This window comes from Micromonospora sp. U56 (genome assembly GCF_018070095.1).
GTDB lineage: Bacteria > Actinomycetota > Actinomycetes > Mycobacteriales > Micromonosporaceae > Micromonospora > Micromonospora purpureochromogenes.
This window is the reverse complement of the sequence record NZ_JAGPYL010000002.1, coordinates 173,624-187,160: the sequence shown is the minus strand read 5'-3', so window position 1 is coordinate 187,160 and position 13,537 is coordinate 173,624. Positions and strand designations below refer to the sequence as shown.

Below are 13,537 nucleotides of genomic sequence, written 5' to 3'. Positions count from 1 at the left end.
CGAGGCGCCGTCGTCGACTGGAACGCCATCCCGGTGCCCTCTCGGCGCGCGTTGCTCGGCAGAAACGCCGCTTCCGGCAGCAGCCAACCGGCGCTTCGCTCGTTGGGAGAAACGGGCCCGCCCTGCCTGTGGTCAGGGCTGTGGATTGGACTCCCCGGTTATCCACAGCGGTTTTCCACAGGCACCCCTCGTTTCACGTGAAACACGGTGTCAGATGGCGTCCTGGCCTGTGGATGACGTGGTGTGGTGGTGATCTCACCAGCCTGTGGACAACTGCTTTCCGGCGGCCTCCGCACGCCCTCGGGTGGCGCCCTGCCGCCCACGAGACGGACTCACGATCGCCGTCGTTCGGGTAGGGACAGCGGTCTCCGACTCGGTTAGGGTCAGCGTCGTGCACGACACTCCTCCCGCAGTCCCGGATTTCACCCAGTGGCCCTCCTTCCCCTTCGAGGGGGACCTCCGCGTCAAGCAACTCGAGGATCCGGTCCCGGTCGAGCCGCCCCGCAAGGGCGAAGGACTCCGGGAATGCACGGCCTGCAACGCCCCCGACGACGCCTACATCTGGGTGGGCGAGCGCTGGCGGGTACGCGCCATGGACCGGCCCACCGGCCTGCCGATGGTGCTGATCCTGGAGTCCCGCTCCCACCTCGACCTCGGCGACCTGCCCAACCTGCTCGCCGCCGAGCTGGGGGTCATGACGGTACGACTGGAACGCGCCATCCGATCGCTGGACGGCGTCGCCCGCGTGCACGTCAACCGCTGGGGCGACGGGTCGGCGCACCTGCACATGTGGTTCCTGGCCCGGCCGTACGGGCGGCTCCAGCTTCGGGGCACCTTCCTGTCGCTGTGGGACTCGATCCTGCCGCCCATCTCCGAGTCCCAATGGCGGGAGAACCTGGCCATGGTGGCCGCCTGGCTGGCCGAGTTCGGTGGACGCCCACTGGCCGAGCCACCGCGCATCCAGTGGCAGGCGCCGTCCAGCCTGTCCGCGCAGGCCTCCCGGAAGCAGGAGGCCGCAGAGCAGCAGGAGGAGCCGGTGTCGGTGATCGAGTCGGACGAGGAGACGCCCGTACCGGCGGCCGACCCGGACGCCGCAGAGGCTGACACGGGCGACGTCAGGGCCGGCGACGATGGCACCGCGGGCGCCGACGTCGAGGTGACGGCCGACGCGGACAGCGCCGACGCGGAGGACAGCAACGGCGGCCAGGAGGACAAGGCTCCCCGGCACGGCGGACACCCCCGGCACGACGACGCTCCGGCCTCCGCGACGACCTCCGCCCCGGCGACGACCTCTGAAACAGCGACGAGCCCGGGAACAGCGACGAGCCCGGGACGGTGAAAGATCCCGCGACGCTGACCGATCCCGCGACGCTGACCGCTCTGGTGACGCCAGGCAGTCAACGGGACTGGAGCGGCGTCGGCGGCCAGTCCGCTGCGTAGCTCACGCCGCGGAACCGAGCGCGAGGTGAGGGAGCTACCGGGAGCGCACGGCGGGCGAACACCCGTCGTGGAGCAGCAGCCGGGGAACGTCGACCCACTGGCCGCGGTCGTCGTCCTGCTCCCGAGAAGCGCGAGTCACCGCTGCCCGGGCCGACTCGGCGGTCGTTCACCGACGCGCTGGCCCAACGCAGTCGACGGGTGGGTTCACACCGGCCGCCGCATCGGCAGCGCGGCACGCGCGGGAAGCGGTCAGCCGCGCCGGGCGGCGGCGCGGCTCACCAGCGACCCCAGCACCCGCCCGAAGTCCAGCCCGGCCGCCTGGATCGCCAGCGGCAGCAGCGACGTCTCGGTCATGCCCGGCGAGACGTTCACCTCCAGCACGTGCGGTCGGCCGTCGGCGTCGACGATCAGGTCGACCCGGGACAGGTCGCGCAGGCCCAGGGCGGTGTGCGCGGCCAGCGCCACCTCGGTGACCGTGTCGGCGACGGCGCTGTCCAGCCGGGCCGGGGCGTGCCAGGTGGTCCGGCCGGCGGTGTAGCGGGCCGCGTAGTCGTACACGCCGTTGCGGGGCACGATCTCCACCGGCGGGAGGGCGCGCGGGCCGTCACCGAGGTCCACCACGGAGACGGCCACGTCCATGCCGGGCACGTACCGCTCGACCAGCGCCGTCGAGTCGTACGCGAAACAACCGACCATCGCGGCGGGCAGCGCCGTGGCGTCCCGGACCACGGCGGCGCCCAGGCCGGAACCACCCTGGGTCGGCTTCACCATCAGCGGCAGCCCCAACCGGTCCACGATCCGGTCGAGCACCGCCACCGCGCCCAGCTCGGAGAAGCGGTCGTGCGGCAGCGCCACCCAGTCGGGAGTGGGGATGCCGTTCTCCCGCAGCACGGCCTTCGCCGACGGCTTGTCCCAGGCGAGCCGGGAGGCGCGGGCGTCGCAGCCGACGTACGGCACGCCGCAGAGGTCCAGCACGCCGCGCAGCGAACCGTCCTCGCCGGTCGCGCCGTGCAGCGCGATCACCACCGCGTCCGGCGGGTCGGCGGCCAGGGCGGGCAGCAGCGCCACGTCGGCGTCCCGCAGCTCCGCCTCCACGCCGACCGCGCGCAGCGCGTCGAGCACCCGGCGACCGGAACGCAGCGAGACGTCCCGCTCGTAGGAGAGGCCACCGGCGAGCACCAGCACGTGCAGGTCGGCGGTGACGGCGGGATCGGTCACGGGGGATGCCCCGGCGGAGGTCACGGCCATGCCGGAATCATGCCAAGTCGGGTCCCGGCGCGTCCGCGCCGCCCTGCCGCCGGCGCCCGGGCGGGGTCACCGTGCCGAAGACCCGGCGCATGGCGATGTCCTGCTCCATCACGCTCGCGAGGCGCCGGACGCCCTCCCGGATCCGCTCCGGCGACGGGAAGGAGAAGTTGAGCCGCATGTTGCCGGTGCCGGAGCCGTCCGCGTAGAAGCCGGTGCCCGGCACGTAGGCGACCCGGGCGGCGATGGCGCGGGGCATCATCGCCTTGGCGTCGAGCCCGTCCGGCAGGTTCGTCCAGACGAAGAGGCCACCGGCCGGGGTGGTCCAGGTGGTGCCGTCCGGCATCAGGTCCTCCAGCGCGGTGAGCATCGCGTCCCGCCGCTCCCGGTAGACCTCCCGGTAGACCTTCAGCTGCTGCCGCCACGGCATCGTCGACAGGTACGTCGCCACGGCCGCCTGGGCGTAGCCGCTGGGGCAGAGGATCTGCGCCTCGCTGGCGATCACCAGCTTGTCGCGAACCGCGTGCGGGGCGAGGATCCAGCCGACCCGCAGGCCGGGGGCGAAGGTCTTGGAGAAGGTGCTCAGGTAGAAGACCCCGTCGCGGCGGCGGGCCCGCAGCGGCAGGGGCGCCTCGCCCTCGAACCCGAGCTGACCGTACGGGTCGTCCTCCACCACGAGCAGGCCGGCCCGCTCGCAGATGTCCAGCACCCGCTCGCGGCGCTCCTCGCTCAGCGTCACGCCGGTGGGGTTCTGGTAGGTCGGGATGGTGTAGAGGAACTTCACCCGGCGACCGGCGCGGGCCAGGTCGGCGATGGCCACCTCCAGCGCCTCCGGGATCAGCCCCTCGTCGTCCATCGGCACGTGCGCCACCTGGGCCTGGGCGGCCTGGAACACCCCGAGCGCGCCGACGTACGTCGGGCCCTCGGCGAGCACCACGTCCCCCGGGTCGAGGAAGAGCCGGGCCACCAGGTCGAGGGCCTGCTGGCCGCCGACGGTCACCACCACGTCCTCCGGGGAGGCGCCGCAGGACGCGTCGATGCCGGAGAGGGCCATCACCTCGCAGATCCGCTCGCGCAGCTCCAGGGTGCCCTGGCCGATGCCGTACTGGAGGGTGGTCACCCCGTGCTCGGAGCCGAGCCGGCCCAGCATCTCCCCGACCGCGTCGAGCGGCAGCGCGGCGATGTAGGGTGCCCCACCGGCGAGCGAGACGACCTCCGGCCGGCTGGCCACCGCGAAGAGCGCCCGGATCTCCGAGGCGGTCATTCCGCGGACGCGCCGTGCGTACCGGTCGGTGTAGTCGTCGAGCGTCGTGCCGGTCATGACATCACCTCGATCGGGTGTCGGTCGGGCTCCCGCCCCGTGTGGTACCCGTGGAGCCGGCGACCATGGCGGCGCGGGACGCCGGTTGGTCGATCCTAGTCCGCGGCCGCCACCCCGGAACCCCTGACGTGGGCCGCGTCCACATCCCGGACCGCCGTCCCCGGCTCGGGTGGTCGTTCGCGCGTCCCCTCCCGTACGGTCGGCTGGCGGCGTACGATCGCTCGTCGGGGGGCAGGAAGGCGGCGGCGTCTCCTCCGCGCTGGTTTCACCTCCGAGCCTATTGTGGGGATCCGCCAATGTCGCGACGTCTGGTCAGTCTGACCCTCGACACCCTGGAAGACCTGCCCCGCCCGTGCCGGCAGTGCGTCTACTGGGAGCTCGACCCGGTCTCCGCCGACCGGGCCTGCGCCGCCGGTGACCCCGGCCTGGAGAAGGAGGCCTGGGTCTCCCAGACCCTGCTGGAGTGGGGCTCCTGCGGCAAGCTGGCCTACGTCGACGGCATGCCCGCCGGCTTCGTCATGTACGCCCCGCCCGCCTACGTCCCCCGGTCGATGGCCTTCCCCACCTCGCCGGTCTCCGCCGACGCGGCGCTGCTGATGACCGCCAACGTGGTGCCCTCGTTCGCCGGCGGCGGGCTGGGCCGGATGCTCGTCCAGGGCGTCGCGCGGGATCTCACCAAGCGCGGCATCAAGGCGATCGAGGCGTTCGGCGACGCCAAGTTCGGCGACGGCGACGACGCGACCCGGGCCTGCGTCGCCCCCGCCGACTTCTTCCTCTCGGTGGGCTTCAAGACCGTCCGGCCGCACCCGCGGTACCCCCGGCTGCGCCTGGAGTTGCGCACGGCGCTGAGCTGGAAGTCCGACGTCGAGTACGCGCTGGAGAAGCTGCTCGGCTCGATGAGCCCGGAGACCCTGCTCCGCCCGGTACGCCCCGCCCCGGCCACCCGCGCCACCACCGGCTGACGCCGGAAGGCCGGCGGAAGGGGGAGCGCCCCGGCGATGACGGCTCAGTCCATCACCGCGCCGGCGGCCACCACCTTGCGCAGCTCGCTGACGTCGATCGAGCCCGTCGGCACGTCCCGCTCGATCGGGAAGAACATCCGCTGCACGGCGGCCACGATCGCCTCGACCACCCTGTCCCGGAACCGGGGGTCCACCAGCCGGGTCCGGTCCCGAGGCGAGGTGAGGTAGCCGACCTCGACGCGTACCGCCGGCATCCGGGTCAGCCGCAGCAGGTCCCACGCCTTGGCGTGGGTACGGCAGTCCCGCAGCCCGGTACGCGCCACGATCTCCCGCTGCACCAGCCCGGCCAGCCGCTCCCCGGTCGCCGAGGTGACGCCGTTGTCGGTGCCGTAGTGGTAGGTGGCCACCCCGTCGGCCTCGGGGTTGGCGTGCCCGTCGGTGTGCAGCGAGATGAACACGTCCGCACCGAGCGAGTTGGCCAACTGGGCCCGGTCGGTGTCCGGCAGGCACGTCGCCGGCGTCGGGCCACGGGTCAGCTGCACCCGTACGCCCGCTGCGGCCAGCCGCCCCTCCAGGCGGCTGGCCAGGTCGTGCACCAGATCCGCCTCGCTCCAGCGCAGCGGGCCGTCCGGCACCACCACACCCGGGTCGGTGCCGCCGTGGCCGGGGTCGATCACCACCGTCCGCCCCACCAGGGTCGGCCCGGACTGCCGGATCGCGTCGGACTCGCGCAGCCACTGCGGCCGGCCGCCGACCACCTTGCGACCGAGGCGGCGCAGCGCACCCATGGTGTGCGGGCCGCAGGAGCCATCCGGTTTCAGGCCCACCTCGCGTTGGAACTGGGCCACCGCGCGGGCGGTGCGGACGCCGTAGATGGCGTCGGCGTGGCCCACGTCGTACCCCATCTCCAGCAGCCGCTCCTGGAGCGACCGGACGTCCTCGCCGGTGAGAGGTTCGGGCACCGCGTGGTAGAGGGTGCGGGCGCCGAGCCGCCAGCGGGCGGCGTCCAGGGCGCGCCAGGTCTCGGCACCCACCCGACCGTCGACGCTGAGCCCCCGGGACTGCTGGAAGGCGCGGACGGCGCGTTCCGTGGCGACGTCGAACTCGTCGCCGATGGCGGGCGGAAGCAGTTCGAGGCCGGTCAGGACCGTGCGGATCTCCGTCACGGCAGGCCCACGGTCACCGGGTCGGATCGGACGCACGCACGACCCCCTCTGCACGGATGCTGGCTGGGCGGGCGCCACGGTCGCGCGACCGGAGTGCTCTGGCGCGTAGCGGATGCCTACGGAGCGTACCGTGCCCGGTGGCCGTCCACCCGGCGTTCGCCCAGCTCAGGGCCGGGAACGACGGAACCCCCGCACCCGGGGAGGGTACGGGGGTTCCGGTGCTGCGACCGTCAGAGGGCCGACTCGATCAGCCGGACCAGCTCGCCCTTGGGCTTGGCGCCGGCGATCGACTGCACCGGCTCGCCGTTCTTGAAGATGGTGAGGGTCGGTACGGACATCACCCGGTAGGCGCGGGCGGTCTCCGGGTTCTCGTCGATGTTGAGCTTGACGATGGTGACCTGGTCGCCCATCTCGCCCGCGATCTCCTCCAGCAGCGGGGAGACCTTGCGGCACGGCCCGCACCACTCGGCCCAGAAGTCCACCAGTACCGGCTTGTCGGACTTCAGCACGTCAGTGGCGAAGTTCGCGTCGGTGACGACCTTTGTTGCTCCCACTATGACCCTCCTCCGGGACTTTCGTTCTTCGGTTGTTCAGCCGCTGATCGTGGCGATGAAGCGCTCGGCGTCGAGGGCGGCGGCGCAGCCCGTGCCGGCCGCCGTGATGGCCTGCCGGTAGGTGTGGTCGACCACGTCGCCGGCGGCGAAGACACCCGGCACGCTGGTCCGGGTGCTCGGCGCCTCGACCTTCACGTACCCCTCGTCGTCCAGCTCCACCTGCCCCCGGAAGAGCTCGCTGCGCGGGTCGTGGCCGATCGCCACGAACACGCCGGTCACGTCGAGCACCTTGGTGTCGCCGGTGTGCACGTTGCGGACCCGTACGCCGCTGACCTTGCCGTCCTCGCCGAGGATCTCCTCGACGGTGCTGTTCCACTCGACCTTGATCTTGTCGTTGCCGAGGGCGCGGTCGGCCATGATCTTGCTGGCGCGGAACGAGTCGCGCCGGTGGATGATGGTGACCGAGTCGGCGAACCGGGTGAGGAAGCTCGCCTCCTCCATCGCGGAGTCGCCACCGCCGACGACGACGATGTGCTGGCCGCGGAAGAAGAAACCGTCACAGGTGGCGCAGGACGACACGCCGTGGCCCAGGAACTCCTGCTCGCCCGGCACGCCCAGCGGACGCCAGGCCGAACCGGTGGAGAGGATGACGGCCCTGGCCCGGTGGGCGGTCTCGCCGACCCAGACGGTGCTGACCGCGTCCGACCCGATCATGCCGGTGTCCTGCAGCTCGACCCGGGTGACGTCGTCGGTGAGGAACTCCGCGCCGAACCGCTCGGCCTGCTTGCGCATGTTGTCCATCAGCTCGGGGCCGAGGATGCCGTCGGCGAAGCCGGGGAAGTTCTCCACCTCGGTGGTCGTCATCAGCGCGCCGCCGGACTGCACACCCTCGATGACGAGCGGCTTGAGGTTGGCGCGCGCGGCGTAGACCGCCGCCGTGTAACCGGCCGGCCCGGAGCCGATGATGATCAGGTTGCGGACCTCGTCCACTGCCGTCTCCCGATGTGTGTGTTCGACATCCGCCCCCGGCTGACCCACCGCCGGGACGACGCCGATCCGAGTGCCGACGGCTCAGCGACGCCGGCGGCTGACTTGCAAAACGTCATCGTACGAACCGGGGATTCCCGAACCGGTCATCCGGTGGGTCACGTCACGCGGCGGCGGACGGCCGGCGACCGTGACCTCACCCTACCCGCGCCCGGTAGCGGGTGTCCGCGCCGGATCCCGGCACGCCACACTCCGCGCCGCTCGCCCAGGCCCAGCGCTCTCCCGACGGATCGGCGAACCGGAGGACGAGCGCCGGTTCCCCCTGGAAGCTGGCGTAGTCGAGCAGTTCCACCGTGATCGCCCCGCGTCCGTGCTCGGCGGCGATCTCGGTGAGACAGGCGTCCAGCGCGTCCGGAGGGGCGAGCCGGAGGAGCCCGCCGGGGGACGGGCGCCGGTCCGCCTCGGAGGACTTCGCGGTCGACCCGCCCGGTGCCAGCCCGGGGCCGTCGGTGGCCACCCGGGGCAGCGCGGTCGGGGCCGCGCCTCCGGCCAGGGTCTGCGGCGTCCAGTCGGTGCCGCTGGTCTGCGGTGCGCCGGTGACCCGGAAGGGTGCCGTCGCCGAGGCGGCGTCGCCCCCGGCGACCGTCGACTCGGCCGTGCCGCCGCCCCCCGAGGTGTCGAGCAAGTGGTCGACGCCGAGCCCGACGGCCGCGAGCGAGGCCGCGGCCAGCGCGACCGGGGCGGCGAGCCGCGCCCAACGCCGGCGCCGACGGCCCGGCCCGGTCGCGTCGTCCCGGCCGGCCCCGGCGGTACGCCCCGGCCTCCGCGCGGACTGCGCCGGCACCGGCTGCTGCCGCTCGCCGGCCGGCGTGCCGGCATCCACCGGGGTGGTGAGCGCCGGTGCGGGACCGGCGCCGGCCAGCGCGGCGGTGAGTCGTTCGGTGACCGCGAGCGGCATCTGCAGGGCCGGTTCGGCCCAGCCGGCCAGGTCGGCGCGGACCTGGGCGACGGCTGGCGCCAGCAGCGCGTACGCCTCGGCCCAGGCCGGGTCCCTCTCGACGAGTCGGGCGACGGTGGCCGCCTCCGGAGTGCCGTCCAGCGCCCCGCCGAGGTAGTCGGCGAGCAGGTCGTGGTCGACCCCGCTGAACTTCCCGGCCGTCACGCGTCCTCCTGGTTGGCGTCCGGTCGGGAGTGCCCCGACCCCGATCCGACGCCCTCGGAGGCCCGGGGGTTCCCGAGGGTGACGCCGGGCACGCCCCGGCCGGCGACCGGGACCGCATCCGGCCCGGCGTCGTCGGAGCCGGTCCGCAGGTGCCCGAGCTGGACCGCCAGCCGGGCGCGGCCACGGGCGCAGCGGCTCTTCACCGTCCCCTCGGCGACGCCGAGGATCCGGGCCACCTCGGCGACCGGGTAGCCCTGCACGTCGACCAGCACGAGGGCGGACCGCTGCTCGACCGGCAGCGTGGCCAGGGCCTGTCGGACGACCAGCGCGGTGTCGTGGTCCGCAGCCGGAGCGGCCGGCTCGACGCCGCCCGAACCACCCTCGTCGACCCGGGTGCCGTCGGGCAGCGGGACGGTCGGGTGCGCCTGGCGGCGGCGGATGCGGTCCAGGCAGGCGTTCACCACGATCCGGTGCAGCCAGGTCGTGACGGCCGAGTCGCCCCGGAACCGGGCGGCGCCCCGGTGGGCGGAGAGCAGCGCGTCCTGGAGGGCGTCGGCGGCCTCCTCGCGGTCGCCGAGCGTCCGCAGGGCCACCGCCCAGAGGCGGTCGCGGTGCCGGTGGAACAGTTCGGTGAACGCGTCCCGGTCACCGGCCACGTGGGCGCGGAGCAGTTCGACGTCGCTCGCCTCGGCGGGCGCGACCGCGCGCGGCGGTACGACCGGCACCGCCTCGCCGGTCGCCGGATCGGGCGTACGCCCGCCGCGACCGGCCATCACCCCGTCCGTCGGATGCGGTGCCGGGCGCGCGGCGGGCGGCTCACGACCCCTGGACCGTGATTTCCTGGACGCCGAGCTTCCAGCCGTCTCCGCTGTCCTTCTCCGGCAGCTCGGTGATCCAGAAGAGCAGGTAGCGGTACGTCTTGTCGGCGTCGAAGCCGTTGAAGGTCATCTTGGTGCCGTCGTGCCCCTCGAACGGCTGCCCGATCCGGGTCGTGTAGGCGGCCTTCAGCTGCTTGTCACCGGCGGAGCTGGGCGGGAAGTCGGCGTCACCGGCGAGCAACTCGGCGGAGGCCCCGGTGGACGAGAGGACCGCCTGCACCGACTTGACCGTGTGCGGCGCGCCCAGGTCGATCCAGACGCCCATGCCATCCTTCAGGCCGCCGAACTTGCCGTTGTTCCGGTAGCTCTGGGTCTCCCAGCCCTCGTCCTCGTCGCCGTCGATCACCTTCTCGGCGTCGCGCACCTCTGCGCGGTCCCGGCTGTCCGGGTCGACGATCCGGACCTCTTCGACGTTAAGCTTGCGCACGGCGGGCGCGGGTGCGCTGGCCTGGCCGGACGGGGCGCTGTTCGACGGCCGGGCGACCGGCTCGGTGTCGGGCGACTTGTCGTCGCCGCCCAGTGCGCTGATCCCGATGAGCAGGCCGACCAGGGCGACCGCCAGCAGACCGGCGATGCCCACGGCGACCTTCCGCCCACCGGCGGCGGCCAGCGGGGACGGGTCGTCGCCCGGGTCCGCGGTGAACCGGATGGTGCCGGTCTGGTCGAGGAAGTGGTCCTCGGCCGGGACGTCGAGCCGGGCCAGCTCAGCGGCGAGCACGTCCGACGAGGGCGGGGCGATCTCGGCGTCGAGCAGGTCCATGGTCAGGTCGTCGAGGTACGCCGGCACGCCGGCCCGGACCTGCCGGGGCGCGGCGATCGCGCCGCTGGCGTCCCGGACCGCGTCCGGGATGGCGGCCCGACCGTGCCCGGCGGTCGCGCCGCGCAGCGGGGCCTCGGCGTGCGGCCAGTGCCCGGTGAGGGCGAAGTAGAGGATGCCGCCGACCGCCCGGATGTCGTTCTCCTGGCTGTCCGCGCCGTCGGTGCGCGCGTCGGCCAGGACCACCCGGCCGTCGTCGCTGATCATCACGGTGCCCGGGTGCACGTTGCCGTGCACCATGCCGGTGGCGTGCACGGCGGCCAGCGCGCTGGCGACGGCGTTGCCGATGGCCGTGGCCCGGGCCGGGTCCATCGGCCCGTCGGCGACCATCTCGCGCAGGGAGTTGCCGTCGACCCACTCGCGGACGACGTACGCCCGCTCGTCCTCGTCGATCGCGTCGTAGACGCCGACCAGGTTGGGGTGGATGACCCGGCTCGCGGCCACCGCCGCCTGGAGCATCTCGGTGGCGGAGTCGCCGCCGGGGTAGCGCAGCACGACCGCGACCGGTCGGCGCAGCACCACGTCGACCCCCCGCCAGACCAGCCGCCCGGCGCTGTCGTTGTTGATGTGCTGGACCAGCTCGTACCGCTCGGCGAGGATCTCACCGGCCGTGGGAGCACCGAAGGTCATGACGGGCGGAGCAGTCTCCTCCGCCTCCTGACCCTCGCCGACCTGGGTCACCCGTCCTCCCTCGGTGATCGTGTCGATCGATGGACCCGCGCTGCTGGGCATGTGGCTTCCCGCTCTGCCTTCGAAGGAACCGGCCGGCGTCTCGACGCGTACGTCGGCCACCTGCCGTATCCGTCGAGAGCGACCTTACCTGGACTGCCCGTCATCCCGACATGTCATCTTCCCGCCGTGCCCGGCGAGGTGCCGGATGTGGACGACCTCGCCCGGTTACGACCGTTGTCAGCCACGTTGCTGGCACATGTACTAGCCAATCTAGAGGTTGACCGCAAGTGATCGCAGCAGGGGCCGGCGCTGGTGTGGCGGTCCGCCGACGTCCTGTCAGGTTCCCTCCGAACGGCCCTCCATGCTCAGCCGTACGGTTGGTTGTCCACAGGCCGATCCGGTAGCTGACCGGGGAAACGCGAAGTTATCCACAGCCACGTCCCCAGGCTGGTGATCCTCGTTCACCGTCCGTGCCGGGCGGCCGGCCGTCGACCGGTCGCCGGCTCAGCGGCCGAGCCGCCGGCGGACCATCCCGACGACCTCGGTGATCTCGCCGACCCGCAGCACCATGGCCAGCCCGAGGTAGGTCGCGCCGATCACCGCGCCGCCGATCACCAGCTGGACCGCCGCCGCGAGCCAGCCCAGGTCGGCCGGGTCGCCCGGGAGCAGGCTGACCACCAGCAGGCCGACCAGCGCGGCACCGAGCGAAGCGACGATCACCTTGCCCATGGTCCGCATGATCCCGCCGAGCCCGATCCGGCCGACCCGCGGCCGCAGCAGCATCGCCGAGACGACCGCCGCCGCGACGTATGAGATCGCGTTGCCGAGCATCATCCCGGCCGCCGCGAAGGCGGGCGAGAAGACGATGAAGAGGCCCACCTGGAGCAGCACCCGCAGTGCCACCACCGGGATGTTGACCAGCGCCGGGGTGCGGGTGTCCGGCAGCGCGTAGAAGGCGAAGGTGAAGAGCTGGCTGATCGCGAACGGCACCAGGCCCACGGCCGCGACTAGCAGCACCGTCGACGTGGCGCGGGCGTTGTCGGCGTCGAAGGCGCCGTACTGGAAGACCACCCGGGAGATCGGGTCGGCCAGGACCGCGTAACAGACCGCGATCGGGGCGAGCACCGCCGTCACCATCCGGGTGCCCCGGGACAGGTCGGCGGTGACGTCGCGGAAGCGCCCGTCCGCGGCGGCGGCGCTCATCCGCGGCATCAGCGCGGTGATGATCGAGACGGCGATGATGCCGTGCGCCATCATCAGCAGCAGGAAGACGTTGTTGTAGATCAGGATGCCGGCGCTGTCCTCGCCCGCCGCCCGGGTGAGCAGGTTGACCACCACGAAGAGGCCGAGCTGGTTGACCGCGACGTAGCAGAACATCCAGGCGCCGAGCTGGGCCAGCTCGCGCAGCCCCAGCTCGCGGAAGTCGAACCGCCACTTCCACCGGAAGCCGACCTTGCGCAGCGCCGGCAGCAGCCCGGCGGCCTGCACCGCCACGCCGAGCAGGGTGCCGCCGCCGACCAGCAGGATCTGGCCCACGCCCAGCTCGCCGGGCTGCAGCGCCTTCGCCCCGAAGACCAGGATGTAGAGCCCGAAGGTGCTGATGACCACCAGGTTGTTCAGGATCGGCGCCCACATCGGCGCGGCGAAGTGCCCCCGGGTGTTCAGCACCGCGGCGATCAGCGCGCTGACGCCGGTGAAGAACAGCATCGGCAGCATCAGGTACGACAGGTACGTGACGAGGTCGGTGTAGTCCGCGTCCTTGCCGCTGGCGTAGAGGGCGGTCAGCACCGGCGCCGTGAGCACCGCGAGCAGCGCGGCGGCGGCCAGCGCGATCACCGCGAGGGTGAGCAGCCGCTGCGCGTACGCCTCGCCCCGGTCCGGGTCGGTCTTGCGCCGGCGGACCAGCACCGGGATCAGCACGCTGGTGAGCACGCCGCCGAGCAGGAACTCGTACACCTGGTTCGGCAGGAACTGGGCGGTGGTGTACGCGTTGCCGACCAGGTTGCCGAGCGCGGCGCCGATCATCAGGTTGCGGATGAAGCCAGTACCCCGACTGATCAGGCTGCCGACCGCCATCACCGCGCTGTTCGCCGCGGCGCTGGCCTCCCCCACCTGTTCCGGCGGCGGTGCGGTGGCCTCCACCGCCGGCTGGTTCAGCGGCTCGGCGGAGATGAAGGTCGCCTCGTCGGTCGGTGGGATCGCACCGTCCGGCGTGGCGTTCGCGCTGCGGTAGAGCCCGCCGCTCATCTCCTGCCTCCAAGGGGTACGTCGGAGCCGGACGACCGGCCCGCACGCCAAGACCTTAGTCAACGCCGCCCTCATACCCGCGCCCG

11 protein-coding genes are annotated in these 13,537 nt (G+C 73.0%); 2 read left to right on the top strand and 9 right to left on the bottom strand.

Annotated elements, in window-relative coordinates; translation table 11 throughout:
• Positions 1-391 precede the first annotated feature (391 nt).
• On the top strand, positions 392-1,339 hold the full coding sequence (locus tag KBX37_RS34095) for a hypothetical protein (RefSeq protein WP_307848917.1): 948 nt from the start codon (positions 392-394) through the stop codon (positions 1,337-1,339).
• Between the two features lie 350 nt (positions 1,340-1,689).
• Here KBX37_RS34095 and KBX37_RS02110 read toward each other — a convergent pair whose 3' ends face one another.
• Both KBX37_RS02110 and KBX37_RS02105 read right to left on the bottom strand, forming a co-directional pair.
• The gene (locus KBX37_RS02110) at positions 1,690-2,688 is read right to left on the bottom strand and encodes a D-alanine--D-alanine ligase (protein ID WP_210774020.1); all 999 of its coding nucleotides are present in this window, start codon (positions 2,686-2,688) and stop codon (positions 1,690-1,692) included.
• 7 nt (positions 2,689-2,695) lie between these two features.
• Positions 2,696-4,006, bottom strand: a complete 1,311-nt coding sequence (locus tag KBX37_RS02105; RefSeq protein WP_210774018.1) for a PLP-dependent aminotransferase family protein — start codon at positions 4,004-4,006, stop codon at positions 2,696-2,698.
• Positions 4,007-4,302: 296 nt separating this feature from the next.
• Between KBX37_RS02105 and KBX37_RS02100 the strand changes: the two genes are divergently transcribed.
• A complete protein-coding gene (locus KBX37_RS02100; RefSeq protein WP_179802428.1) occupies positions 4,303-4,968 on the top strand; it encodes a GNAT family N-acetyltransferase in 666 nt (221 codons plus the stop codon).
• Positions 4,969-5,012: 44 nt separating this feature from the next.
• Here the strand turns inward: KBX37_RS02100 and KBX37_RS02095 are convergent, their stop codons facing one another.
• The 7 genes from KBX37_RS02095 to murJ form a co-directional block, all read right to left on the bottom strand.
• The gene (locus tag KBX37_RS02095) at positions 5,013-6,170 is read right to left on the bottom strand and encodes an N-acetylmuramoyl-L-alanine amidase (RefSeq protein ID WP_210774016.1); all 1,158 of its coding nucleotides are present in this window, start codon (positions 6,168-6,170) and stop codon (positions 5,013-5,015) included.
• A gap of 194 nt (positions 6,171-6,364) precedes the next feature.
• A complete protein-coding gene (gene trxA / locus KBX37_RS02090; RefSeq protein ID WP_088959679.1) occupies positions 6,365-6,688 on the bottom strand; it encodes a thioredoxin in 324 nt (107 codons plus the stop codon).
• Between the two features lie 36 nt (positions 6,689-6,724).
• Positions 6,725-7,678 (bottom strand): thioredoxin-disulfide reductase, encoded by a 954-nt coding sequence (trxB, locus tag KBX37_RS02085; protein ID WP_210774010.1) that lies wholly within the window; start codon positions 7,676-7,678, stop codon positions 6,725-6,727.
• 193 nt (positions 7,679-7,871) lie between these two features.
• Positions 7,872-8,837, bottom strand: a complete 966-nt coding sequence (locus KBX37_RS02080; RefSeq protein ID WP_210774009.1) for a hypothetical protein — start codon at positions 8,835-8,837, stop codon at positions 7,872-7,874.
• Positions 8,834-9,610: an RNA polymerase sigma factor SigM gene (sigM, locus tag KBX37_RS02075; protein WP_210774008.1), complete on the bottom strand. Its 777-nt coding sequence runs from the start codon at positions 9,608-9,610 to the stop codon at positions 8,834-8,836. Before sigM ends, KBX37_RS02080 begins: the two co-directional genes overlap by 4 nt.
• A gap of 43 nt (positions 9,611-9,653) precedes the next feature.
• Complete coding sequence (locus tag KBX37_RS02070; protein WP_210774002.1) at positions 9,654-11,264, bottom strand: protein kinase family protein; 1,611 nt, start codon at positions 11,262-11,264, stop codon at positions 9,654-9,656.
• A gap of 444 nt (positions 11,265-11,708) precedes the next feature.
• A complete protein-coding gene (gene murJ, locus KBX37_RS02065) occupies positions 11,709-13,451 on the bottom strand; it encodes a murein biosynthesis integral membrane protein MurJ (protein WP_210773999.1) in 1,743 nt (580 codons plus the stop codon).
• Positions 13,452-13,537 lie beyond the last annotated feature (86 nt).